The organism is Paenibacillus sp. sgz302148 (assembly GCF_056120465.1).
Genome location: NZ_JBVYOJ010000021.1, coordinates 102,530 through 125,460 on the forward strand (window position 1 = coordinate 102,530; position 22,931 = coordinate 125,460).

A 22,931-nucleotide genomic window follows, 5' to 3' on the forward strand; every position below is an offset into this window, starting at 1 on the left:
TTTGAAGATGTAACATGCACCCCGGAGCCTTTTACAAAAGATAAACCGCGTTTGCGCAGTTGTGTGAAATTTATGGCATTATTGGAGGTTCATTGCTGCTGGAGGCATGGACTTTTTTGTTCTGGGGAACAAGATTTTGCTAGCTTTTAAATAAACGGTAACTCTGAACAGGAAATTGCAAATTAATGCGGGAAGAGCCCAAATAAGTGCGGGTCATTGTCCGCCAGCGCTGCGTGACCGCGTGATATAATGAACTCGCTTTCAACGGAAAGGAGAATCCATCATGAGCTCCCCTAACACGCAAAACGGACAAGTCAGCATGAAGTTCGTTACGCTCGTTTCGATTGTTGCCGCTTTGGGCGGTTTATTATTTGGTTTTGACACGGCTGTCGTATCGGGTGCGATCGGTTTTATGAAACAACGATTCAGCCTGAATGATTTCGAGGTCGGCTGGGCTGTCTCGAGCCTGATTATCGGCTGTATTGTCGGGGCTGCTGCATCCGGCATGCTTAGCGATAAGTTCGGCCGGAAAAAAGTGCTCATTGCCGCGGCGGCGCTGTTCATCGTCGGTTCCCTCGGCTCCGCTGTCCCGGCTACGTTCTCCGGCTATATTGTCGCCCGGATGATCGGAGGACTCGGAATCGGCATTACGTCCACCTTGTGCCCGCTGTATAACGCGGAAATCGCGCCGGCCCGGTACCGCGGCCGTTTGGTGGCGCTGAATCAGCTCGCGACCGTCACCGGCATTTTTCTCGTTTATTTCGTCAACTCCGGCATTGCCGGCTTCGGAAACGATGCATGGGCGATCAATTCCGCCTGGCGCTGGATGTTCGGTGTTGGAGTCCTTCCCGGTCTGCTGTTCCTGGTGCTGCTATTCTTCGTGCCGGAAAGCCCACGTTGGCTCATTAAGCAGGGAAGACCTGCCGAGGCTCTACCGATACTGCTTAAAATTCACGGCGAAGATTTGGCCCGGCAGGAAGTGCTCGACATCAAGGCATCGTTCAAGCAGGAAAGTTCTTCGCTCCGGCAGCTGTTCAGCCCCGGATTGCGCATCGCATTGATCGTGGGCGTAGCGCTGGCCGTGCTGCAGCAGGCTACGGGAATTAACGCCATCATGTATTATGCCCCGGAGATCTTCAAGGAAACCGGAGCCGGGACGAACGCATCGCTGATCCAGACGATTCTGGTCGGAGCGATCAACTTCCTGTTCACGATACTTGCGCTGTGGCTCATCGATAAGGTGGGACGCAAAGCGCTGCTGCTCGTCGGATCGGCTCTGATGGCCATATCTCTCTTCGTGATCGGGATCGCTTTTCATGGCGGGCATACGTCGGGGCCGCTGGTGCTGGTCTTCATCCTGGTTTATGTCGCCGCCTTCGCCATTTCGCTTGGTCCGGTCGTCTGGGTGCTGTTGTCCGAAATTTTTCCAAACCGCATCCGCGGTAGGGCGACGGCGATCGCTTCCATGTCGCTTTGGGCAGCCGATTATATCGTATCCCAGTCGTTCCCGCCGATGCTGAATTCCGCGGGACCCGCGATGACCTTCTGGATATTCGGCATTCTGTCGGTCGTGACGTTCCTGTTCACCTGGCGCGTTGTGCCGGAGACGAAAGGAAAATCGCTGGAGGAAATCGAAGCGGTCTGGTCTGCCAAAGCCAAAATGGAATTGGAGGATCAGCCAGCCTTGGCTGCGGTCGTCGAATCCCGTTAATGGGATCGCCGGATGCCACGCAAACTACGAATGTACGCAATGAGGTGCCGCTGTCTAACAGCTCGCACCTCTTTTTGTCTGAAGGAAGATAAATAAAAAGATATCCTCTCTTTTATTAATATGACATAAGGTGACATATTTGAGGTCTATAATGGGTGGTAGATTAACGAAAGGAGTAATAAATCATGAAGCGAAGAATTATTTTAGATTTAGCGGTTACTTTAGATGGTTTTATTGAAGGGAAAAATGGTGAAGTTGATTGGTGCATTATGGACTCTGAGCTAGGGTTTAATCATTTTTTAAATCAAATTGATGCCATTTTCTATGGAAGAAAAAGCTATGATTTATGGGGACAATTTACTCCGGAAATCGATCCTGCGGATTCTGAAAAAGAGTTTTGGGAACTGGTGCATAGTAAAGAGAAATATGTGTTTTCCAGGACGCAAAAGGGGACTGATAATAAAGCAGTATTCATAAATGATAGTATTCTTGAAGAAGTAAATAAAATAAAGAATAAGCCTGGTAAAGACATCTGGCTATATGGCGGAGCAAGTCTGATTACAACTTTTATCAATTTAGGACTTGTTGATGAATTTAGATTATCTGTTCACCCTGTTGTTTTGGGAGAAGGAAAACCGCTGTTTGTGGATATAAAACAGAGGTTGAATTTAAAAATGGTCAATACCAGAACGTTCTCCTCAGGCGTTGTACAACTAATTTATCATTTTGATGCGAACAAATAATATTGCACATTCCAATGTTAAAATCGTTTGTTTAGCGGCAAATCTAAGACTTTATTTTTGGTCTTCGACCGCCGCTTTTTCATTTAAGGGGCTTAGAAAATAGAAATCCGAGGTGGAGTCTATGAACGTCAATGATATCGTAATTGAAGGAGCGCGCGAGAATAACCTGAAAAACGTGAATGTCCGCATCCCGAAGCGAAAAATCACGATCTTCACCGGCGTCTCGGCCGGATACCGATCTCATCCAGAACTTGTCTACGGCGGTTGTGATCGATCAAAAAAGGCTCGGCGGCAACTCCCGTTCGACGGTTGGCACGATCACGGATATTTATTCGATGCTCCGGCTGCTGTTCTCCAGAATCGGTAAACCTTTTGCCGGCAATTCGCATGTATTCTCGTTTAACGACCCGGCCGGTATGTGCCCGGAATGCTCCGGAGTCGGACAGGTGGTGCAGTTCGATGCGGACAAGCTGCTTGACAGGTCCAAGTCGTTGAATGAAGGCGCGATCCTGTTCCCCGCATTAAAGTGGGGAGAATCGATTCCGTCCCCTCCGCTACTTTCGCTTTTTTGGCAAGCACTAATCATGATGTCCATTCGAGCTGTCAGTTCGAGCGCAAGCTTTTCCGACTCCGCCAGGGCTGTAACGTCTTTCTTTACATCTTCCCAAGAAATCATGATTTGATATCTCCCTCTTTATCTTGGAAGGCCGACCGGCTTAACAACAATCGTTCTTCACCTCCTCCTATTTTATACCTATCAACCGATCATTCAGATTACATGATGAATGTTAAGCCCCGTAAGGGAGGGGAATTTCTTCCCCACAATGCCCGTTATCTCTACCCAATCCTGCATTCCTCGCTTTGCCTTCTCGATTTCCAATGTCGGAGTTTTTTGAGTTTCCTTCCGGAACATATGGAGTAGGATAAGCCTGTTATCACTCCATACAAAAAAGAAAACACGCAGTTCATCTGGCCTTAACTCCCAAAGCTTCCCGTCAATCTGCTTGGTGAATTTTTCTCCGGCTCGGGTTCCGACTTCCCAGTCCGCTTACCATCGCCTCACCGATACCTTTTTTTCGTTTTTACTGCGTCCAGCAGCTGCTGGCCTTCCGCTTGGATCCGCTTCACGGCTTCGTCCACGGAGCCGCCCTCGTGCAACAACTTCCCAATCTCGCGATCAATCAATTCGGATAATCCGGGTACGAGGGATTCGTAGACCGAATACTGAGCGTCGGCGGACGATTTTCGCTGAATGAGATCGACTACCTCCTTATTGATATTCAACTTGCCGTCGCGCCGGGTGGGAAGCTCTCCTACATACCTCTGGGCATGTCCCAGCTTGGCATAATCAGGACCACTGAAATAACGGATCACTTCCCAAGCGGTTTCGATGTGACTGGCATTGGCCGGAATCGCAAATATAGACGATGGATTGTAGTTGTTGTCGAATTCGGGATTTGCAGGATCAATTGGTGTGGTGACAACTCCCCAGTCGAAGGGGACATTGTTTTGCTTGAGCCTGTTCATGTAATACAGATCATCTATGGTCATGGCGACATTTCCTTTAGGGAATAAATCCATCTTATTCGCCGCATTCGGGCTCGCCGTGTCGACGGTCTGCAAAGTGAAGTTCCCCCGACTCAACGACTCTACGACCATTTGAAAAATATCCCGCCAAGGCTTCGTATCCACCGTCATACGCGTACCGTCGGCGTTTGTGAACGATAAGTGTTGCGTTCCCGCGATCGTTGTAATTAAATCCTTCGGGGATTCCAAGTACATCTGATGGTAGCCGTAGACTTGCTTGTTACCATTATGTTTATTCGAGAAGCGCTCGGCCAGCCGCAGAATCTCCTGCCAACTCATGCCATCCGTCGGGTAATCAACGCCATATTCATCGAACAAGCTTTTATTATAGTACAACGCGTACGTTGTAAAATGCGAATTTAATCCGTACAGCTTGCCTTGCCCTGCGGACTTTAACCATTCCAATGCAATCGGGTACAGCTGATCGGCATCAAGGTCCTTCTCAACGAAGGTAGTGATATCGTAAAACTTATCGTGATTGACCATTTCCTTGAACCATAAGGGCCACAGTATGACCAAATCAGGCTGCTCCTGATCCATAATTCGTTCATACTCCTTTATACCGGCTGAACCGGGTTGATCGAGGACGCTTTTCGTCGGAATAATTTTAATATCCAGATTCGGGAAAACTGCATCGAAATAATCGCCGTATTGATTGTAAAATGATTCTTCATCGTTGTATGCGATTTTGATCGGCTTTTTTACGGTTGGTTCTTGTTCTTTGCAGCCAACGACAAGCAGCAGATGCATGAGTACAAAGAGCAGAACTATCATGTTTCTTAGCATCTTCATGAGGGTCACGGCTTTCCTTTCAGCAGCAGATTTCCTTGGGTGTTGGCATCCGAGAGAGCCTCTTCGACTGTTTTTTCGCCGCGGATGACATGATCCGCTTCGGCTTCCGCCATATAATACAGCGATAGATTCCAGGGTTCGGTCATTTGCCGAACACTCGGCTCCAGCTTGAAGAAGGCTTCAAAGTGATGTTCGCCGTCGGATGGAAGGAACGCGGAACGCGAGAGCAGCGGCGTGTAAGGTTTGGAACGCATTTGTTTTCTTGCATTTTCCGCGCTGTTCACATATTTCACCAGCTCCCAGGCGGCACGCAGATTATTGGATTTTGCATTGACGGCGTGAATTGTTCCTAAATAGAATGTTGTCGCTGCATTACGGTTCGCCGGATCGACGGGTTCGGTTGTAACATCCCAGCGAAAAGGCTGGGGACCGTCATTCTTTTCCTCATACCTGAGAAAGTAGCTTAACGTGTTGAGCGTACTTACAGTCATTGCGGCACGGCCGGATAAAAAGGGGCCCTTTTTGTACTCTGACGATGACTTGCTTCCGTTTGTTGAAGAGGCTTGCGAAATATAGCCCTTCCGATAGCCCTCAGTTACCTTTTCCCATATGGCGCTCCATGACTTACTGTCAATCGTCGCGGCTGTTCCTTCATTGTTTGTCATACGCAGGCCGAGTGTGCTGCCAATACTTTGGATGAGCCAGAATGCGCTGCCCGAAGCGTCGAGACCGTATACGTGGTTTTCTTCTTGTCCGTCGGTCGGGAAGCGGGCGGCCAGCTGCAGCACCTCGTCCCACGACATTTGGTCCGTTGGATAGTCGATGCCATAACGATCGAACAGATCTTTGTTGTAAAAAAGAGCGTTTGTGCTCACTTCCGGTGCCAAGCCGTAGATACGGCCGTCGCTCAAATCGCGAATCGCCCGGACGACCGTAGGGTGGAAGCTCTCGAGATCGAAAAGATCCTGCTTGATTACGGCATCCAGATCGTAAAGCTTGCCAGCCTTAGCCAAGTTTTCGTATTGTGTCGGGCTGAGCTGGACCACGTCGGGTTTCTCCTTTTCCAGCCACTCCTCCAACTGTTGCATCGTCATGGCGGACCCGTCAGGGAATTCATCGGAACGAGGAGCTACTGGGATCAAATTCACATTGGGGTTGCGTATCTCAAACGCTCGCCCATATTCATCCATAAACTGATCGCCATAAGGGGTGAACACCTTTAACTTGATGTCGGCGTTTTTGTCCATCGGCTTCAGATGGGAACCGTCCGGCGAGAACATCGCCCCCACGGCTTCGCCGATTCGCTCGTGCTGCCAAATCCCGGCGCTGCAAACAACGGCGGCGAGCGCGATCAACACCATGCGCAGCGGCTTGAACTTCTTCTCTTGCTTCATCGTGGTACGCTCCTTTACTTGCTGCATCATTTCTTTCGTAAAGCCGCCGGATGCAAGCGGCAGCTTCGCCAGCTTTTTCTCCCAATCGGGAATGTTCGCATTCGTGCTCATGGCTTATCCGCTCCTTCCGCATCGAATTCCGCCTGCTCCTGCCGCTTCAATTGCTCCGCAACGCGGGCCCGTGCCCGGAACAGCCGGGACTTGACCGTCCCCTGCGAGATGTTTAGCACACCCGCGATCTCGGCCAATGCGAGCTGATGGTGGGCGTGCAGCAGCAGCACCTCGCGCAGCTTAAGCGGCAGCGTCAGCACTGCGTCCCATAACGCCTTCGTGCCGTCGTCTGCGAGAAATTCCGCTTCGGCGGACGGGGCCGATTCTTTGCGGAATAGCCGCTCCTGCAGCGTCACCTTGCGCAGCCAGGCTGACCGCCAATAATCGCGCACGGCGTTGTACGTAATGCTTAGAATCCACGTCTTCACGGTGGACTGCCCACGGTACGTATGCAGCTTCTCGAACACCTTCAGGAACGCGTCCTGCGACAGATCGTCAGCGAGATTGGACTGGCGGGTAAGAAAAAAAATATAGTTCCACACGTCGTCTCCATAATCGATCATGAGGTCGTGGAGGGCGGCGTTTTTGTCGATGCCTTGGGAGATCGTTTTTAAGTATTCGTAACGCAACTCGGTCACCTCTCATTGAATTGGACGGACGACTCAGCGAAAGGTTCCCTTGATGCTGGAAAAATTTCTGCGACCTTCCGTGGGATTGATCATGGCGATGGAACGTCGGATCGTTTTCGTTGCAATGAAAAAACCGCAGAAGCCAAGGCGGCTTTGCGGTTACAAGACGAACGAGCTTGCGGGAGCTTTATGCATTTTACGTAAAAATAATCGAATTATTGCGTCAGCACCGTATAAGCCAGCCAGCCGATCAGCGCGTACACCGGCGCGGCGCAGAGCAGGGCGAGCGGCCAGCGGTCGCGTCGAACGAACAGGCCGGCCGCGACGTACAGGAGCGGAACCAGCGGGACCCCCCACTTGAGAAGGTTGATAAAATACAAAGCGGTCGGCACGATGCATACTGCCGAAATATAAAGCGCGAGCGGCTTCTTGGCCGCTATGCCGGCCAAAGACAGGATCACCGACAAGATGATCAGCGGCCAAAAAAAGAACATTGCGATCATGGCGATCATCATGCCTTCTTCCCCCGCAGCCTGCGGAAAAACGATTTCAGCAGCTCTGCGCACTCCTCCTGCATGACGTCGCCGATGACCTCTGCTTCATGATTGAACCGCGGCTCCTGCAGCAGGTTCATCAGCGTCCCGGCGCATCCGGCCTTCGGGTCGGTCGTGCCGTATACGACGCGCGGCACCCGTGCCTGCACCAGCGCCCCGGCGCACATCGGGCACGGCTCCAGCGTTACGTACAGCGTGCAGTCGAGCAGCCGCCACGCCTCCAGATGGGCGCTCGCCTGCTTGATCGCGATCATCTCCGCATGCGCGGTCGGGTCGAGCCCGGTCTCCCGCAGGTTGTGGCCGCGGCCGATCACCTGCCCGTCGCGCACGATGACGGCGCCGATCGGCACTTCGCCGAGCGCTTCGGCCTTGCGCGCCTCCTCGATCGCTTCGCGCATCCACCGGTGGTGCTCATAGGTCGCGGCAGCGGTTGAGGTTGCTTGTTGTTCTTCCGTATTCGGCATCATTCGCCAGCCTCCGATCTTTTTCGACTATCCCCAGATATTGCCCTGTTATCCCAAGAACATTTATTCGTTGTTAACACGATGTGGATAATCCTGTGGATAACTTTGATTTTGTCCACATTCTCCACAGAACGACCTGTTAATAACTCGTGTATAAGTGGAACAAGTTAACTTTATTGTAGGCAACTCAAGGAGGAAGTTCAACTGCCATACAGGCGGACGACCTCATTTAGATCTGAATCGGATCTGCCGGCGTATGTTCGCCTTTGGCATCTGCCACAGACGCAAGGAATAGCCCGAGTGCAACTTTGGAATACTTTCCAAAGACCAATAACCAATTGTTGGAGATGATGGGCTATGAGCTTCTGGAAGCGAATGCTGCGTAACAATAGGCGGACCAGCGTACCCGTTGAAGATAATCGGCATGTATATTCGCAAACCGTATCTTGCTCGTTGCAAGAAAATATAAGCAATATCCAGGATGCGTTCTTCCATACGGATGATTTGAAAATACGTCCCGTGCAGGTCAATCAACTTCAGGGCCAACTCCTTTATTTGGAATCGACGTGCGACGAAGACTTCATCAACGAAAAAATAATCAAGCCGCTCGCTGAAACGAGTGAAGGTGCGTTGGAACACGTCCTCACTGCAATAAACGCAAAACAACAGAATCGGCTGGAAAAAGTCGTGGATTTGATGACGAAAGGGTTCATTGCGTTTCTTTTGGAAAATAAGCAGGAATGCTATGTCGTTCACGCACCCGCAGTCAATAAGCGAGCGGTAGCCGAACCGGAAAACGAACGTGTCGTGCGCGGCTCCCATGAAGGCTTTGTTGAAAATTTGAACGTCAACTTGCAACTGGTCCGAAGATTGATCGCGAGCCGAAACCTTGTTGTTCGGTTTTATGAGCTGGGGGAGGAAACGAAAAATCGGTTCGCCCTCGTTTATCTTCATCATATTGCCGATCCAAAGCTCGTATGCGAAGCGGAGCGCAGAATCCGCGCGATCTCGGCTGCCAGTGTGCTTTCAACGAATCTCATTGAGGAATATATCGAAGATCGATCGTATAGCCCATTTCCCCAACTTCTAAGCACGGAACGTCCGGACCGGGTCGCAGGCAACTTATTGGAGGGCAGAGTGGCGCTCTTGTCGGAAGGAAGCGCCAGCGCTTATATATTCCCGGTTACCTTTTTCGCTTTTTACCAATCGCCGGACGATTATTACAGCCGTTCGATTCTGGGGACCTTTATCCGGTTGATCCGGCTGATCAGCTTTTTCATTGCCATCGTGCTTCCCGCTTATTACATCGCGGTCATTTCGTTTCACTTCGAAGCCATCCCATCCGATGTATTCGAAACGATCAAAAGCGGCGTAGAAAAGCTCCCCTTTTCCCCAATCATGGAAGCTTTATTCATGGAACTGACGATTGAGCTGCTGAGGGAGGCAAGCATCCGTTTGCCCGGTCGCGTCGGACAGACGATCGGCATCGTTGGCGGTTTGGTGATCGGGGATGCGGTTGTCAAGGCGGGCTTGGTTTCAAACGCCATGATCGTCGTGGTCGCGCTAACCGCGGTTGCTTCGTTTATCGTGCCCAGCCATGAAATGAGCGGTTCACTCCGCCTTTTGCGATTTCCGGTCATGATCGCGGCCGCAATGTTCGGTTTTCTCGGGATCGTCGTAAGCTTGATGTTCATTCTTATCCATCTGTGCAAGCTGGAATCGTTCGGCACGCCGTATTTTGCGCCTCTTGCACCGTTTCGCTGGAAAGATTTCAAGGACACGCTTGCCCGTCTTCCGGTTTGGAAGCAGAACGAACGCCCTCTGGATGCCCATCCTCAAAGCCTGGAGAGAGAACATAGTTCAAGGGAGTGGCAGCGAAATGACGGACGAGAAAAATAAAATTACGCCAGGTCAGCTGATGTTCGTCATCACCCAGGCGCAGGTGGGCTACGGCGTACTAGCTCTGCCCTACCAAGTGTTCTCTGTCGCCAAAGCGGACGGATGGATATCTACCTTTTTATCCGGAATTTTCATTCAGCTCATCATTTTGGTGATTTGGGCAGTAGGCAGGCGGTTCCCGTCCATGACCGTGTATGAGATATTGCCGCATGTCTTCGGAAAGCCGCTTGGCAAAACGCTCCATGCCGCATACATCGTTTATTTCATCCTGACGGGGGTCTCGACGACCGTTAACTTCGGGGGCATTATCGGCAAATGGATGTTCTCGAATACGCCCAATTGGGTCATATATGTTCTGATGCTTGGCGTATGCATGTATCTGGCTCGGGAAAATTTTCGAACGATCGCCCGTTTTTTTGTGCTCGTTACAAGTTTGATTGTCTTCATGATCGTTATCGCTGCATGGGCCTATACAAAAGCCAATCTTCTTTATATTTTGCCGATTGGCCAAGCGGGCTGGCCGAGCATCGTGAAAGGCTCCTATCAGGTGACGATCGCCATGATCGGATTCGAGCTGTTGCTAGTCGTTTACCCGTACGTGGAGGGGGATAGTAAAGCAGTATTAAAAGCAGCTTCTCTCGGAAACGTTTTTACGACAATACTGTACGTGTTTATGGTGTTTACGAGCCTGGTCTTCTTCAGCCCGAATGAAATGGAGCTTGTTCCCGAGCCTGTTCTCTATATGCTCAGAGCATTTACCTTTCAATTAATCGAGCGGCCGGATCTTTATTTTCTTAGCATCTGGACGGTTTTGGTTTCTACCTCGCTCATCGGAAATTTATACTTGGCATCCAAAGGATTGACACGGCTTTTTGGCGGCAATAAGCATAGCAAAGCCATTCCTTATACGGCTTTTCTCGTATTCGTGGTTGCCATGTTTATGAAAGATCCGTTCAAGATTGAAGCTTTTACGGGGTGGATCTCCATCGTCAGCTACGTGTTTACTTTGGTCATTCCCCTTGTCATCCTGGGAATATCCTTTGCGTTCCGCATCCGCCAAACGGGAGTGAACCGAACGTGAGAAGAGGCATTTCTTGTCTGGTTATCGCCCTGTTGGCGGCCGTTTTATCGGGTTGTTGGGATCAGCAGCTGTTAAAAAACGTGCGCATCGTTTCGATCGGCGGCTGGGACCTGACGGATAAGGGAGAACTGCGGGGCACGATTTCGATCGTGGACGCGAAGAAATCGGATTCGGGAACGAGCGACCGGAATGAAATTCATTCGGTGAAAGCCAAGACGCCCCGGAACGGAAGCGATATTCTCAATCATGAGATTTCTGATACGCTCGCTTTTAATAAAATGTACGTGCAGCTGATCGGGGAACGTATGGCGAAAAAAGGAATATACCCGGCTGCTCAAGTCTATTACCGCGAGGCGAAAACAGCCATTACCGCACGGCTGGCCGTAGTTCGGGGGACTGCACAGGACGTGATCGAGATGAAAAAAGCCGGGAACAGGCTAATCGGAGAGCACATCTATAAATTGCTTAAAGCGACAGAAGAGATGACTATGGTGCCGAAGGAAAATCTGCAAACGATTTTGCCGGAGCTGCTCGATCCCGGGCAGGATTTTGCTCTCCCCTATTTGCAGAAAAGCGGCAATAAGGTGCTCGTGGGCGGGCTGGCTATGTTTCACAACGATCGCATGACGGGAACGCTCAGTGCGAATGACTCCATTCTGTACTTGCTGCTGGACGGGAAAAAAGGGAAGAAGACCGATCTGACGTTAAAGGTCAACCAGCATGCAAAAGAAGCAACGATGACCGATTACATTACGATCAACGTCAAAAAGTCGAAACGCAAGATCAAGGTCAGCGAAGGAAAGGATCGGCAAATCCAAGTTAATCTTTCCTTGCAATTGCCGGTGACCGCGATCGAATATGCGAAAGATCGGCTGAAGGAGAAGCCGGTCATCGAGAAGCTGAATCGAATCTTATCCATGGAACTGACACGGCAAGCGAACGATGTGATCCGAAACATGCAAAAGGCCGGTCATGACGGTTTCGGCATAGGTCGACGTGTCATGGCTTTTTACCCGGATACTTGGAAACAGCTGGACTGGGAGAAAGCTTATCCGCAAGTTATGTTCGATACGAGGGTGGACGTGAAGATTGTCGGACATGGGATTATGAATTGAACCGGTGCAAACGCGATTCCGGTCATACGCCCATGAGCGGCAGGCGATTTTCTCATATACTGGATGGAACACCTTGAAAATCGGCAACGATTTCGATCCTAGTGGGCAAAAGAGGTGATTCCATGTATTCCTCCTATTCGACGCCCCCGCCGTCCGGTACGACGCTGCAGCAAAAGGCGAGCGCACTGATCGGCCAGCCGGTCGGCATCTCGATGAAAAACGGCCAAGGCGTATCTGGCGTATTATGCAGTATTCAGTCGAATCAGCTATATGTGATGCAATATTTGTACGCCACGCAATTTGCGACGTTCCACTATAGCTTGGGCGACATTCAGGATATTAACGGGTATCCACGCTGCCAGTAAGGACCGCTTTTATTAATGTGCCGGATCCCGTGGCTTGCAACGCGAAAGCGGCCGAAACCTTGGATGTACAAGGGATTCGGCCGTGTATTTTGTTTATGAGCATTTTGCTACGTCTGCCGATCGTAGATAATGCCTCGGACCCGATCCTCGCTCAAGCTGAACTGCTCCGCCAGCTGCCGCATACTCACGCCGGACTTGTATCGGCGAAAAATCTCCGCATTGCGTTCCTCCATCTCTTCACGGATTCCGGTAGAATGCCCCCAAGTTTGGCGCTCCGTCTGAGGAATGTAGAGGTGCTGGCCTTTCACGTACTTTTGGATTTCCTTGATTAACGCCTCGGGCAGAATCTCCCGTGCATTCACGTATTTTTTCATTGTTACACCGTTTTGTAGAGATGGATTGTGCTGTTTTTCTCCGCGCCCATGCCATCAAACCCTTCACGAATGAAGAGGGCGAACGTATCGAAGTCTTTTAGGGATATGTTCGAAACCGCATGTACGATGCCTAACTGTTTCATGGACAGCAGTGATGCATGCAGAAGCCGCCGCTTTTCAGCTTTACTTATTTCGAATTTTGGCCGGAAATAAAGTCCAAAGCCGATGGCATCCAAAAACTCATCGTCAGAGCCTTGATTGTGTACAAAAACCCGATATAACGCCAAGCCAACGATCTCATTGGCATGTTCATCAAGCAAAGTCAGCACAATCTGATCAGGATTCTTTTGGGGGAGGTATTGCTGGCTGATCAAATCTGCAACCTGATCTTCGCCATCGTCAATTAGCATTTGAATAATATCCTCGATCGCGAATTCGGTTGCAGGGACTATATGTGCATTATTGAACTCTTGGGGTTCTTTCCAATCCTCAAGATTAAGAATCAGTCTGGCCTTGGAGTACTCCTCGGAGATGAACCCCATTTGTTCCCAAAATGAAATTTCGCTGTTACGAACTTGACCGAATTTGTTGAAAGCAAACTTGAACATCTTTTGTCCGCCGTTTTCGCGTACAATGACTGAGCTTTTGTCAACCAGTTCTTGAATAAGATGGCCGTGTCCCTCGACAAAGCCACATTCGAAATACCCGTTTTTGGTTCGTGGAGATAAAGACACTGCTACGACTGCAGCTATGCTGCCATCCACTTCAACCACAAAACCTTTGCTTGTTGCGTTCGGGGAACAGAGCCTTTCTTTAAGTTCCTCAGCCGTGTCCCTAATTCCCAGGAACGTTGGGTCAGGATTAAATCTTTTGGCCGTCTCGTTTTCCAAGCGAAGGATGAACTCGAAATCGTCATTTTCAGAAATACGTCTTATTTTCATACTCCATCAGCTCCTTTGATCCCATTATGGCATGCCTGCAATCTATGGAAAATACTGATGTTTTTTATAAAAATGTTTGCCGGACCAAATGACTTCCGGCAATAAAGAAAGAGTGCCGCCGGCACCCTCTGCCCTCACAACGTCCGCAAATCGACGAGAAGCCACTCCTCCGTGCCGTCCCGGGACAAAAACCACATCTGTTCAAAAGCCGGCTGCGGCTTGCGAATGCGGTCCTTGACCGCTAATATATCCGACATCCCGAAGGCGGGCGAGGCGTTGCGAATGAGCAGCGAGACCGGATAATCGTGCGAGTAGCCGGCGATCTTCTGCTCCTTGCGTTCAATGCGCTTGTTCAGCTCATCCAGGAGAATGTCGAGCGATTCTAACGAACACCATGTTTCGTTCGAGCGGCCGAACAGCATTTTGGCTTCCGCCGAGTCGTAGAACAGGTGCGTGACTTCTAACCCCGATTTCTGGCGGTACACGTCCTGCAGCACGGCATCCGGCCGTTCCTGCTGATATAGCAGCCTCAGCTTGATCGTATGATTGCGATTATAGATTTGTACGAATATTTTGATCGCTTCGCGTTCGAGCCGAAGCTTTTCTTCGTTTCGTCTTTTCATCCCGGTTCCCTCCTGACTGAGAAAAGTGCCGTCCAAACGCTAACGAACCAGCCTGATTATCCTTATTTAACTATTCATTTATCCTTGTTTTGTATTGTATCGTTTTGGAAAGGATTTGTCTCCTCGGCCGCGAATAGATGATGATAGGAGGTGCGTTCGATGACTAACAAAATCCCAAGCAAAATGTATACATGGCAAGACGCATGGACGGAATGGCTGCGCGGCAGCAAGTTCCCGGTCGCCTTCTTCGGCGACAGCACGTTCGACGGAGCGAATACGACGGATTGGACCGCCAATCAGACGGGTGTCGACAGCGTTTCCCCGAATACGTTTCCGAAGTATTTGGAGCAGACGCTTCGGCAGGCGACGGGCAACGACGCGCTGCGCATTTATAACGCCGGATTCAGCGGTCAAGTCGCAATCTGGGCGGCATCGGCAATGGACGACGTGTTTGGCGAAGGCTCGGCATACCGCGATGTGAAGATGATCGGCATCGGCTTCGGCATTAACGACAGACTCGGGTATGCAGATGAAAAAAGCTATCGGGACGGATTTAAGGGACATATACGGCAAATCATCCATTGGTGCTACGATCGGGAAATTCAGCCGTTTCTCCTGACGACGCAGGCGATCGTCCAACCGGGCGTGCTCACGGAATACGCCGCGGAATATCCAATGCGAACAAGCGAGCATATCGACAGCGTAGCCAACGGGGTGAAACGGGAGCTCGCCACGGAATACGGTTTGCAGTTGATCGAGCTGAACCAGCTGACGGAGATGTTCTTGCTGTATTCTTCCGTTAGCGCGCAGAGCATCATCTCGGACAGGCTGCACTTCGGGGACGCTGGACATCGGTATGAGGCGGGAGCGATATTCGCTCATTTTTGCCCAAGAACGATTGTGGCCGACGGTTATACAAAAATTGATTATTCCAGCCAGAAAATCAAGGACAGCGTGCCGGAAGATTGGCTGACGATGCCGGAAGCCCCGGCTGATCTTTTTAAGGTATATGTCGATTATACCAAATCCGACGAGGCGGATCGGATCATCTTATCGGCGTGGGTGTTCGTTAACGCGAAGCGGAAGCTTGCGCTGCGAGCCTATAAAGGAACGACCGAATCAGGTACCTATGTCAAAATCAATGGTGATGTCCGGGCGTTAACGGCGGCAGTGACCGAACTGGGCGATCTCGATTTGGGTCTGCATCGATTGGAAGTTTATACGGGGGCGTCGGATAGGGTAGACTTCAAAGGATTCATACTCGAATAAGCGGGAGGCAAGCCGCCCATGAAGAAGAGAACGGCACTCGTCGCAGGAGCAAGCGGGTTGGTCGGCAGCGAGCTGCTGCAACAGTTGCTGGACGATCCGGAATATGAGCGGGTCATCGCGCTCGTCAGATCGGCTTTGCCAATCAAGCATCCGAAGCTGACGGAGCGTATCATCGATTTTGGGAAATTGGGCGAGTGTAAGGAATATTTTTCAGCCGATGACATATACTGCTGTTTGGGGACGACAATTAAAAAGGCGAAAACGAGGGAAGCGTTCAGACAGGTCGATTACGAGTATCCGCTCACGATGGCGAGGCTGGCCGAATCGTCGGGCGCGGGCAACTATTTGATCGTCACGGCGATCGGATCGTCGGCTTCCTCAAGCTTTTTTTACAGCCGGGTGAAGGGGGAGTTGGAGGAAGCGTTACAGCAGCTTGGCTTGCCATCGCTCCATATATTCCGGCCATCGTTCCTGCTTGGCAGGCGACAGGAGTTCCGGCTCGGGGAACGCCTCCTCGGGATGACGGTGATGAAATGGCTGAAATTCGTATGGGTCGGCAGGCTGCGCAAGTACCGTCCGATCGAAGGCCGGCAGGTCGCGCAAGCGATGATCGCCGCGGCCAAAAGCGGGCGAAAAGGGCTGCAAATCTATGAGGGCGGGCAAATGTAATGAAATTTTAATAATCAGAAAATTTCAATTATGCTATAATAGCAAATAAGCTAAAAACCCATTTTGTCTAAAGAGGAGGCTGACCCGATGTATGAATTGCAGGAGAAGGACATGATCTTCATCTTTACCGGGCCGGACGGTTCAGGACGCAAAACGTTGGCCGATATGGCGGGATCAACGCTTGGATTGCAAGAAGTACTATCCTACACGACGCGCAAACCGCGTTCCGCCGAAAACGACGGTGTAGATTACCACTTCATCTCGCGGGATGACTTCCTGGATGCGGAGCGAAATGGCGACTTTATCGAAAGCGTCGATATCGACGGCAACCTGTACGGGATCAAAATGTCCGATCTCGAAACGATGATCCAAAAAAGCGGATCGATTTATATGGTCATGAACCTGCATGGAGCGGAAATCATTAAAGCCAAATACGGCGAAAAGGTCGTTCGCCTGTTCGTGTATGCCGACCGTAACACGGTGCTTGAGCGCCAGCGGGAGCGCGGCGATTCCGAGGAGGACATCGCGCGGCATATGTCCCATTACGACGAAACGATGCAGTATATGAAGCAATGCGAGCACGCCTTCGAAAACTTCGAATCGGCGCATACGATATTTGCTTTGAGCAAGACGGTGGAAAGCTACCTGAACAAGGACTGGGTCGATAAGGACTAAGTTTTCGGCTCACGCATAGGAACCATCCGGAGAAGCCCCCTGCAAGGGGCTTTTTGCTATGGCCGCGGGAGGTTTTTTGCTGTGATCGGCGGGTTTTTTGTTCGGTGCGCCACGATCACAAAGGACGAATGGGGAGTCGTGCAATACCTGCAAACGTACATCTATTGTCGGCGAGTCTACCAGCCATGCAATGATAGCTGCAAAAGTGCATTAATTCTAGCCAAATCGAGCCTATTCGCAGGTTACGGCAGACAATACCTGCACAATCGCAGTTATTACCTCCTAAACGCGACACCGTGCCAAAAATACCTGCACAATCGCATCTATTGCCCCAAACCGCAACACCGTGTCCAAATTCCTGCACCACCGTGTCCAAAATTCCTGCATCACCGCAACAATTACCTCCTAAATGCAACACCGCGCCAAAAATACCTGCACAATCGCAGTTATTGCCCTAAAGAGCGGCGCAAACTTAAAATTCCGGCCTCACCGGTGGTTAACCACAGATACGTGACGCTAATCGCACGCTAGGAACTGCGCGTGGTGTGAAAGGAGTTCCGTGCGGCTGAATAGCGACTTCCTTGGTGTAGGTAGGAAACCCGCATCAAAAAGGGTATAATGTTCTCAGATTTCAAGACAGGTGACAGGGTGGGAACACAATTGCGCATCAACAAATTCATTAGCGAAACGGGATTTTGCTCCCGGCGGGAAGCGGACAAGCTTGTGGAAGCGGGCCGCGTGACGATTAACGGCGTCAAGGCGGAGCTGGGCAGCCAGGCGGAGGACGGCGACGACGTACGCATCGACGGCAAGCCGATTGCCGAGAAGAGCAAGCACGTCTACATCGCGCTCAACAAGCCTGTGGGCATCACATGCACGACGGAGACGCACGTGGAAGGGAATATCGTTGATTTTATCGGACACGAGGAGCGAATTTTCCCGATCGGACGGCTCGACAAGGATTCCGACGGGCTCATTCTGCTGACAAACGACGGGGACATCGTCAACAAAATATTGCGTGCCGAGGAACGGCACGAGAAGGAATATGTCGTCACCGTCGACAAACCGGTCACGCCGATGTTTCTGCGCGGCATGGCGAGCGGGGTCAAGGTGCTGGGCAGCATGACGCTGCCGTGCAGGACCGAGCAGGTGGCTGACCGGGTGTTCCGCATCATCCTGACCGAGGGGCGCAACCGGCAAATTCGCCGCATGTGCTCGGCCTTCGGTTATCAAGTCCGGCGGCTGACCCGCGAGCGGATCATGAACATCCATCTCGGGAAGTTGAAAATCGGGCAGTGGCGCGAGCTGACGAGCGAAGAGTTCGAAGGATTGATGTCGCGGATCAAAAAGTGAAACGATTCCGAATATTTTCCGTAATATCCATTGGGAACATTATACGTTACGGGGAGGGGCATCGAAATGAACGTAGTGGAAGAAACAAGGCCGCCGGGTCCGCCGCAGCAGTTCAAGATGACGCCGAAAGGCATCAAGACGATTGTGCTGCTGGCAGTCGCCGCGATCGTGGTGATGGCCGGGTTTTCCATGTTTTACACCGTGCAGGAGCAAGAACGCGCCGCGATCATGACATTCGGCAAATATACGGGGGAAGAAACGGCGGGCCTTCACTTCAAATGGCCTTATCCGATTCAGAAGGTCATTAAAGTGCCGGCGCAGCTGACGCAGCGTATCCATATCGGCTACCGCGAGCAGAACGGCCAGGAGGTTCCGGTCGACGAAGAAGCGCTGATGATTACCGGCGACGAGAACATCGTTTCGGCGGATGCCGTCGTACAGTGGCGGATCAGCAACATTCGCGATTATTTGTACAATATCGACGACCCGGAGACGTTCCTGCGCAACTCCGCGGCAGCATCGATCCGTTCGGTGATCGGCGCCTCCAAGCTGGATTATGCGATTACGGACGGGAAAACGGACATTCAGAGCAAGGTGCGCGAAAAGCTGCTGGAGCTGCAGACGAAATATGAAACGGGCATCCAGATCGTCGACATCAAATTCCAAGACATCGAGCCGCCGGGCGGACAGGTGCAGGATGCGTTCAAGGAAGTGACGAACGCGCGCGAGGAGAAGAACACGAAGATCAACAACGCGATGAAATACGAAAACGACCGCATCCCGAAAGCGCGCGGCGAAGCGCAAGCTTTGCTGGAGAACGCACAGGGACAGAAGCAATCCCGGGTATTGAACGCGCAAGGGGACGTCGCCAAGTTTAACGCCATTTATACGGAATACATGAAAAACCCGGCGGTCACCCAAGAACGGCTCATTATCGAGACGCTCGAGAAAGTGCTGCCGAACGCGAAAATATTCATTTCCGACTCGTCCGGCGATACGGTCAAATATTTGCCGATCAATGAGCTGCTTCGTCCCGGCGCAGGACAGGGCGCAGGCACGGGTACACCTGGAACTGGAGGCGGTGCGAAATGAAGAAATGGGTTCTGAGCATCCTCGGTCTCGTGGCTGCCGCAATTATATTTTTCTCGTCCGCCTTTGTCGTGAACGAAGGGGAATACAAGGTTGTGCTGAAGTTCGGCGAAGCGGTGCGCGTCATCGAAGAACCGGGTCTCAGCTTCAAAATTCCGTTTATCGAAAACGTTACTTCGCTACCGAAGTACCAAATGGTCTATGACAGCAACCCAACGTCGATCCTGACGAAGGATAAGAAACCGATTATCGTCGACAACTACACCGTCTGGCGGATCAAAAACTCGCAGCAGTTTTTGCGGACCGCCCAATCGGTCAGCTCCGGCCAGAAGCGGATCGACGAGGCGGTGTACAACACCGTGCGCCGCAAACTGTCCGAAATCGACTACAGCAGCATCATCAGCGAGAATACGCAGCGCGGCAACCTGACCGACGAGATTACGAAGGACGTGCGCGACGCGCTGGAAAAAGACAACTACGGCATCGAAATCATCGACGTGCGCATCAAGCGGACCGACCTGCCGGAAGGCAACAAGCAAAGCGTGTACAATCGGATGATTTCCGACCGGCAATCGATCGCGGCCCGATATCTGTCCGAGGGTGATGAGGAGTCGCGCAAAATTACGTCCAAAGCCGACCGGACGGCGGTCGAACTGATCGCCCAGGCCGAATCTGACGCGAAGAAAATCGTCGCCGAGGGCGAGCAGGAAGCAGCCCGGATTTACAACGAAGCTTACGGCAAAAATCCGGAGTTCTACAAGCTGTACCGGACGCTGGACAGCTACGTGACGACGTTTAAGGGAGAGCCGGTCATCATGCTGCCGATCGACTCGCCGTATACGCGGATTTTGCTAGGCAAATAAAAACGAATATCAACGGTCAAAGGAGAAGGGGATAGGCAGCCCTTCTCCTTTGTTGCGTTTCCTTGTGAATAACTTAGGCAATTATCGAGGCCAGTTCGGCCGAAGCGGATAGGTGTTCATTCAGGCCTACCGGCAGCATGCCGGAACAACAAAAAAGCCCGGGGCATGCCCCAGGCTTTCTATTGTCCGCTTGCCGACATCGTCGACTCGGTAGAAGGGTCCTTAAATTTCCGGATGATGGACACCTCGACGCGGCGGTTTTTGGCGCGGCCGATATCCGTTTCGTTCGAATCGACAGGGTGGTATTCCCCATAGCCGATGTTGCTGAACATTTTTGGATCGAGGCTCGGATTCGACAGCAATATTTTCATAAAGTTGAGCGCCCGCTTGGAGCTCAAATCCCAGTTCGACTCGAATTCCTTCGTACGGATCGGCTGGTTGTCGGTATGTCCCGCAACAACGACCTCGTAATCCGGAAACGGCTGCAGCATGTTGGATATCGTTACCGCAAGCGTACGCGAGTCCGGCTTCACGCTCGCGCTGCCGGAAGCGAATAATGCCGTATCGCTGATCGTAATCTTCAATTCGGATTGGTTAAGCTTCGTTTCAAGCTGGGTCGTCAGACCGTTGTCCTTGATATATTGGTCGAGCTTCTTCTTGAGCTTCTCGAAATCTTCTTGCTCCTTGCGGATTTTCTCCGCCAACGCTTCGTTCGCTTTGTTCCGCTTCGTCTTGCCGTCGTCGTTGTCCTTGCGCTTGCGCTCCAGCTCGTTGCTATTGCTGATGATCGACGTATTCTCCAGGACGCCGGTTCCCGAATTCAGCGCGAGGCTGAAGGCGCGGCTCAGGTCCTGAAACTTTTTGGAGTCGACCGAGCTGGACGCGAACAAGACGATGAACAACGCCAGGAGAAGCGTAAGCAAGTCGGCATATGGAATCAGCCAGGTTTCGTCGGCGTGTTCTTCGTGAGGTTCGTGTCTACTCTTTTTGCTCACCGTTCGTTCCCTCCTTCTCGCCCATCTTTGCACGTTCTGTCGGAGTAAGGAATACGGATAATTTTTGGTTGATGGCAATCGTCGATACGCCGGATTGAATGGATAGCAAGCCTTCGACCATCATGAGGCGGATTTCCACTTCGCGTTTGGACAGACGCTTCATCTTGTTTGCGAGCGGATGCCACAGCACGTAACCGGTGAAAATACCGAGCAGCGTTGCGACGAAAGCGGCAGCGATCGCTTGCGACAGTTTGGCCATATCGCTCATGTCCGATAATGCCGCGATCAGACCGATAACCGCGCCGAGTACCCCGAGCGTCGGAGCGTACATGCCGGCCTGGGAGAAGATCAGCGCGCCGGAGCGGTGGCGTTCTTCCGTAGCCGCGATATCTTCCATGAGCACGTCGCGGACAAGGTCCTGGTCGTTGCCGTCAATAATCATCCGCATGCCGTTGCGCAGGAACGGGTCTTGAATTTCGTCAAGCTTGCTCTCCAGCGCCAGCAGACCTTCGCGGCGCGTCGTTGTCGCCCATTCCATGAACAGGCGGATAATTTCCTGCTTCGGCAGCAGCTTCTGCTGCGTAAAAGCGATTTTGATCAGCTTCGGAAACTTTTTGATTTCCGACATCGGAAATCCGATAAACAAGGAGGCGGCGGTGCCGACAAGAATGATGACATAAGCGGCGGGGTTGTTAACCAAATTGATGATAGGCGCGTGCTTCAAGAACATCCCGAGCACGACCGCGATTAATCCTAACCCGACCCCGATAACAGTTGACTTTTCCATAATACACCCCGTCCACGAATTGAAATGAAAGCTTTCTATGTATAGTATTTCGACAAAACGATACAAAAAGTTTAAGAATTCTACACTCCATCACTAATACTATCGGATATTAGGCACCCGAAGTTGATAGTTCGCCCTTGGTAATTTCGGGATGCGGTATGGTACAATGATGTTCACGAGCAAAAGCCGAAAAAGCTGGAAAATTCGGTATCTTGCAGATTTGGAATCCAAAAGGGGCGGCGAATCGATGGGCGTAAAATTCGGAAGGGAATATAACGATATATTGCGGGAGCTGACGGAAGCAGTGGAGGGCATCGCGGACAGCTACCGTTTTTTCGAGATGGAGCCGGAGGAATGGGAAGCGCTGGGCGAAGCCGAGAAGAAGGAAGTCATGGAGGCGCTGGCCGACGATTTGTTCTACTCGCTCGGAGCCGATCCGAATGCAGAGGTCGGGTCGGGGAAGGTATGTTACGATGCCAAGCATCATATCATTAAAGTGGATGCCGGCGACAAGCTGGTTCGGATCGTCCATCTAGTATAAAAGGTAAAAAGGTAGCGGTTACGGCATGGGGATCAGTGGACACGTTTTCGAATCGCTGCTACAATAACAAGATGAATTGAACATGTTCAGGGGAATAGGTGCTGGCTGAGAAGCTAGCTTAAAAGGGAAGTCCGGTTTAAGCCGGCGCGGTCCCGCCACTGTAATTGGGGAGTGTTAGGCCATGAAGCCACTGGCGCTTGAAGCGCGCCGGGAAGGCGGCATAACGCGGCGATCCAAGAGCCAGGAGAACTGCCTATTCTGTCGGCACCGGTAAACCTACGGAGGATAGGTGGTGTTCAGCGGCTTCCGCATAAGCGGAGGCGCAGTCGATGAGGCGTGGTTGTCAAGCAAACGGTGTCGGTGACGA

Annotated in this window: 23 protein-coding genes, 2 pseudogenes and 1 riboswitch; of the genes and pseudogenes, 14 read left to right on the forward strand and 11 right to left on the reverse strand. The window is 51.5% G+C overall.

Annotated elements, in window-relative coordinates; translation table 11 throughout:
• Positions 1-283 precede the first annotated feature (283 nt).
• From AC0LWM_RS26380 to AC0LWM_RS26390, 3 genes and pseudogenes are all read left to right on the forward strand, one after another.
• Complete coding sequence (locus tag AC0LWM_RS26380) at positions 284-1,711, forward strand: sugar porter family MFS transporter (RefSeq protein WP_474678010.1); 1,428 nt, start codon at positions 284-286, stop codon at positions 1,709-1,711.
• A 185-nt stretch (positions 1,712-1,896) separates the two neighbouring features.
• Positions 1,897-2,454: a dihydrofolate reductase family protein gene (locus AC0LWM_RS26385; protein WP_474678011.1), complete on the forward strand. Its 558-nt coding sequence runs from the start codon at positions 1,897-1,899 to the stop codon at positions 2,452-2,454.
• A 121-nt stretch (positions 2,455-2,575) separates the two neighbouring features.
• Positions 2,576-2,972, forward strand: a pseudogene (locus tag AC0LWM_RS26390) (excinuclease ABC subunit UvrA); the annotation flags it as partial.
• A gap of 251 nt (positions 2,973-3,223) precedes the next feature.
• On the opposite strand, the pseudogene AC0LWM_RS26395 reads toward AC0LWM_RS26390, so the two are convergent.
• The 6 genes and pseudogenes from AC0LWM_RS26395 to tadA form a co-directional block, all read right to left on the reverse strand.
• Positions 3,224-3,475: pseudogene (locus AC0LWM_RS26395) on the reverse strand (type II toxin-antitoxin system RelE/ParE family toxin); the annotation flags it as partial.
• Between the two features lie 38 nt (positions 3,476-3,513).
• On the reverse strand, positions 3,514-4,815 hold the full coding sequence (locus AC0LWM_RS26400; protein WP_474678012.1) for an ABC transporter substrate-binding protein: 1,302 nt from the start codon (positions 4,813-4,815) through the stop codon (positions 3,514-3,516).
• A 23-nt stretch (positions 4,816-4,838) separates the two neighbouring features.
• Positions 4,839-6,338 (reverse strand): ABC transporter substrate-binding protein, encoded by a 1,500-nt coding sequence (locus tag AC0LWM_RS26405; protein ID WP_474678013.1) that lies wholly within the window; start codon positions 6,336-6,338, stop codon positions 4,839-4,841.
• Positions 6,335-6,907 carry an RNA polymerase sigma factor gene (locus AC0LWM_RS26410; protein ID WP_474678014.1) on the reverse strand — a complete coding sequence of 191 codons (573 nt, stop codon included), beginning with the start codon at positions 6,905-6,907 and terminating at the stop codon, positions 6,335-6,337. Before AC0LWM_RS26410 ends, AC0LWM_RS26405 begins: the two co-directional genes overlap by 4 nt.
• A gap of 215 nt (positions 6,908-7,122) precedes the next feature.
• The gene (locus AC0LWM_RS26415) at positions 7,123-7,422 is read right to left on the reverse strand and encodes a hypothetical protein (protein WP_474678015.1); all 300 of its coding nucleotides are present in this window, start codon (positions 7,420-7,422) and stop codon (positions 7,123-7,125) included.
• The gene (gene tadA / locus AC0LWM_RS26420; RefSeq protein WP_474678016.1) at positions 7,419-7,928 is read right to left on the reverse strand and encodes a tRNA adenosine(34) deaminase TadA; all 510 of its coding nucleotides are present in this window, start codon (positions 7,926-7,928) and stop codon (positions 7,419-7,421) included. Before tadA ends, AC0LWM_RS26415 begins: the two co-directional genes overlap by 4 nt.
• Positions 7,929-8,282: 354 nt before the next feature.
• Between tadA and AC0LWM_RS26425 the strand changes: the two genes are divergently transcribed.
• From AC0LWM_RS26425 to AC0LWM_RS26440, 4 genes are all read left to right on the forward strand, one after another.
• Positions 8,283-9,824, forward strand: coding sequence for a spore germination protein (locus AC0LWM_RS26425; protein ID WP_474678017.1), 1,542 nt, complete (start codon positions 8,283-8,285; stop codon positions 9,822-9,824).
• Complete coding sequence (locus AC0LWM_RS26430) at positions 9,805-10,905, forward strand: GerAB/ArcD/ProY family transporter (protein ID WP_474678018.1); 1,101 nt, start codon at positions 9,805-9,807, stop codon at positions 10,903-10,905. Before AC0LWM_RS26425 ends, AC0LWM_RS26430 begins: the two co-directional genes overlap by 20 nt.
• Positions 10,902-12,020, forward strand: a complete 1,119-nt coding sequence (locus AC0LWM_RS26435; RefSeq protein ID WP_474678019.1) for a Ger(x)C family spore germination protein — start codon at positions 10,902-10,904, stop codon at positions 12,018-12,020. Before AC0LWM_RS26430 ends, AC0LWM_RS26435 begins: the two co-directional genes overlap by 4 nt.
• Before the next feature lie 122 nt (positions 12,021-12,142).
• Positions 12,143-12,385: a hypothetical protein gene (locus tag AC0LWM_RS26440; protein ID WP_474678020.1), complete on the forward strand. Its 243-nt coding sequence runs from the start codon at positions 12,143-12,145 to the stop codon at positions 12,383-12,385.
• 107 nt (positions 12,386-12,492) lie between these two features.
• Here AC0LWM_RS26440 and AC0LWM_RS26445 read toward each other — a convergent pair whose 3' ends face one another.
• From AC0LWM_RS26445 to AC0LWM_RS26455, 3 genes are all read right to left on the reverse strand, one after another.
• Positions 12,493-12,759 (reverse strand): CD3324 family protein, encoded by a 267-nt coding sequence (locus AC0LWM_RS26445; RefSeq protein ID WP_474678021.1) that lies wholly within the window; start codon positions 12,757-12,759, stop codon positions 12,493-12,495.
• 2 nt (positions 12,760-12,761) lie between these two features.
• Positions 12,762-13,700 (reverse strand): GNAT family N-acetyltransferase, encoded by a 939-nt coding sequence (locus AC0LWM_RS26450; protein WP_474678022.1) that lies wholly within the window; start codon positions 13,698-13,700, stop codon positions 12,762-12,764.
• 134 nt (positions 13,701-13,834) lie between these two features.
• Positions 13,835-14,323: a hypothetical protein gene (locus AC0LWM_RS26455; RefSeq protein WP_474678023.1), complete on the reverse strand. Its 489-nt coding sequence runs from the start codon at positions 14,321-14,323 to the stop codon at positions 13,835-13,837.
• Between the two features lie 159 nt (positions 14,324-14,482).
• Between AC0LWM_RS26455 and AC0LWM_RS26460 the strand changes: the two genes are divergently transcribed.
• The 6 genes from AC0LWM_RS26460 (at position 14,483) to hflC (ending at position 20,241) form a co-directional block, all read left to right on the forward strand.
• Entirely contained in the window at positions 14,483-15,592 is a 1,110-nt protein-coding gene (locus AC0LWM_RS26460) for an SGNH/GDSL hydrolase family protein (protein WP_474678024.1), read from the forward strand.
• An 18-nt stretch (positions 15,593-15,610) separates the two neighbouring features.
• Positions 15,611-16,261: an NAD-dependent epimerase/dehydratase family protein gene (locus AC0LWM_RS26465; protein ID WP_474678025.1), complete on the forward strand. Its 651-nt coding sequence runs from the start codon at positions 15,611-15,613 to the stop codon at positions 16,259-16,261.
• Between the two features lie 87 nt (positions 16,262-16,348).
• Positions 16,349-16,936: a guanylate kinase gene (locus AC0LWM_RS26470; RefSeq protein WP_474678026.1), complete on the forward strand. Its 588-nt coding sequence runs from the start codon at positions 16,349-16,351 to the stop codon at positions 16,934-16,936.
• Between the two features lie 660 nt (positions 16,937-17,596).
• The gene (gene rluF / locus AC0LWM_RS26475) at positions 17,597-18,289 is read left to right on the forward strand and encodes a 23S rRNA pseudouridine(2604) synthase RluF (protein WP_474678027.1); all 693 of its coding nucleotides are present in this window, start codon (positions 17,597-17,599) and stop codon (positions 18,287-18,289) included.
• A gap of 66 nt (positions 18,290-18,355) precedes the next feature.
• A complete protein-coding gene (gene hflK, locus AC0LWM_RS26480) occupies positions 18,356-19,381 on the forward strand; it encodes an FtsH protease activity modulator HflK (protein ID WP_474678028.1) in 1,026 nt (341 codons plus the stop codon).
• Positions 19,378-20,241 carry a protease modulator HflC gene (hflC, locus tag AC0LWM_RS26485; protein WP_474678029.1) on the forward strand — a complete coding sequence of 288 codons (864 nt, stop codon included), beginning with the start codon at positions 19,378-19,380 and terminating at the stop codon, positions 20,239-20,241. The genes hflK and hflC overlap by 4 nt, the downstream gene beginning before the upstream one ends.
• A 179-nt stretch (positions 20,242-20,420) precedes the next feature.
• Here the strand turns inward: hflC and motB are convergent, their stop codons facing one another.
• Both motB and motA read right to left on the reverse strand, forming a co-directional pair.
• Entirely contained in the window at positions 20,421-21,236 is an 816-nt protein-coding gene (gene motB / locus AC0LWM_RS26490; protein ID WP_474678030.1) for a flagellar motor protein MotB, read from the reverse strand.
• Positions 21,220-22,023, reverse strand: coding sequence for a flagellar motor stator protein MotA (gene motA / locus AC0LWM_RS26495; protein ID WP_474678031.1), 804 nt, complete (start codon positions 22,021-22,023; stop codon positions 21,220-21,222). The genes motB and motA overlap by 17 nt, the downstream gene beginning before the upstream one ends.
• A gap of 247 nt (positions 22,024-22,270) precedes the next feature.
• Between motA and AC0LWM_RS26500 the strand changes: the two genes are divergently transcribed.
• Positions 22,271-22,564: a hypothetical protein gene (locus AC0LWM_RS26500; protein WP_474678032.1), complete on the forward strand. Its 294-nt coding sequence runs from the start codon at positions 22,271-22,273 to the stop codon at positions 22,562-22,564.
• 79 nt (positions 22,565-22,643) lie between these two features.
• Positions 22,644-22,835, forward strand: a riboswitch (cobalamin riboswitch).
• Positions 22,836-22,931 lie beyond the last annotated feature (96 nt).

What these genes read in the sequence shown, in the direction of transcription:
- AC0LWM_RS26380 (WP_474678010.1), top strand. Translation starts at nt 284, where the DNA reads ATGAGCTCCCCTAACACGCAAAACGGACAAGTCAGCATGAAGTTCGTT.
- AC0LWM_RS26385 (WP_474678011.1), top strand. Translation starts at nt 1,897, where the DNA reads ATGAAGCGAAGAATTATTTTAGATTTAGCGGTTACTTTAGATGGTTTT.
- AC0LWM_RS26400 (WP_474678012.1), bottom strand. Translation starts at nt 4,815, where the DNA reads ATGATAGTTCTGCTCTTTGTACTCATGCATCTGCTGCTTGTCGTTGGC.
- AC0LWM_RS26405 (WP_474678013.1), bottom strand. Translation starts at nt 6,338, where the DNA reads ATGAGCACGAATGCGAACATTCCCGATTGGGAGAAAAAGCTGGCGAAG.
- AC0LWM_RS26415 (WP_474678015.1), bottom strand. Translation starts at nt 7,422, where the DNA reads ATGATGATCGCCATGATCGCAATGTTCTTTTTTTGGCCGCTGATCATC.
- tadA (WP_474678016.1), bottom strand. Translation starts at nt 7,928, where the DNA reads ATGATGCCGAATACGGAAGAACAACAAGCAACCTCAACCGCTGCCGCG.
- AC0LWM_RS26425 (WP_474678017.1), top strand. Translation starts at nt 8,283, where the DNA reads ATGAGCTTCTGGAAGCGAATGCTGCGTAACAATAGGCGGACCAGCGTA.
- AC0LWM_RS26430 (WP_474678018.1), top strand. Translation starts at nt 9,805, where the DNA reads ATGACGGACGAGAAAAATAAAATTACGCCAGGTCAGCTGATGTTCGTC.
- AC0LWM_RS26440 (WP_474678020.1), top strand. Translation starts at nt 12,143, where the DNA reads ATGTATTCCTCCTATTCGACGCCCCCGCCGTCCGGTACGACGCTGCAG.
- AC0LWM_RS26445 (WP_474678021.1), bottom strand. Translation starts at nt 12,759, where the DNA reads ATGAAAAAATACGTGAATGCACGGGAGATTCTGCCCGAGGCGTTAATC.
- AC0LWM_RS26450 (WP_474678022.1), bottom strand. Translation starts at nt 13,700, where the DNA reads ATGAAAATAAGACGTATTTCTGAAAATGACGATTTCGAGTTCATCCTT.
- AC0LWM_RS26455 (WP_474678023.1), bottom strand. Translation starts at nt 14,323, where the DNA reads ATGAAAAGACGAAACGAAGAAAAGCTTCGGCTCGAACGCGAAGCGATC.
- AC0LWM_RS26460 (WP_474678024.1), top strand. Translation starts at nt 14,483, where the DNA reads ATGACTAACAAAATCCCAAGCAAAATGTATACATGGCAAGACGCATGG.
- AC0LWM_RS26465 (WP_474678025.1), top strand. Translation starts at nt 15,611, where the DNA reads ATGAAGAAGAGAACGGCACTCGTCGCAGGAGCAAGCGGGTTGGTCGGC.
- AC0LWM_RS26470 (WP_474678026.1), top strand. Translation starts at nt 16,349, where the DNA reads ATGTATGAATTGCAGGAGAAGGACATGATCTTCATCTTTACCGGGCCG.
- hflK (WP_474678028.1), top strand. Translation starts at nt 18,356, where the DNA reads ATGAACGTAGTGGAAGAAACAAGGCCGCCGGGTCCGCCGCAGCAGTTC.
- hflC (WP_474678029.1), top strand. Translation starts at nt 19,378, where the DNA reads ATGAAGAAATGGGTTCTGAGCATCCTCGGTCTCGTGGCTGCCGCAATT.
- motA (WP_474678031.1), bottom strand. Translation starts at nt 22,023, where the DNA reads ATGGAAAAGTCAACTGTTATCGGGGTCGGGTTAGGATTAATCGCGGTC.
- AC0LWM_RS26500 (WP_474678032.1), top strand. Translation starts at nt 22,271, where the DNA reads ATGGGCGTAAAATTCGGAAGGGAATATAACGATATATTGCGGGAGCTG.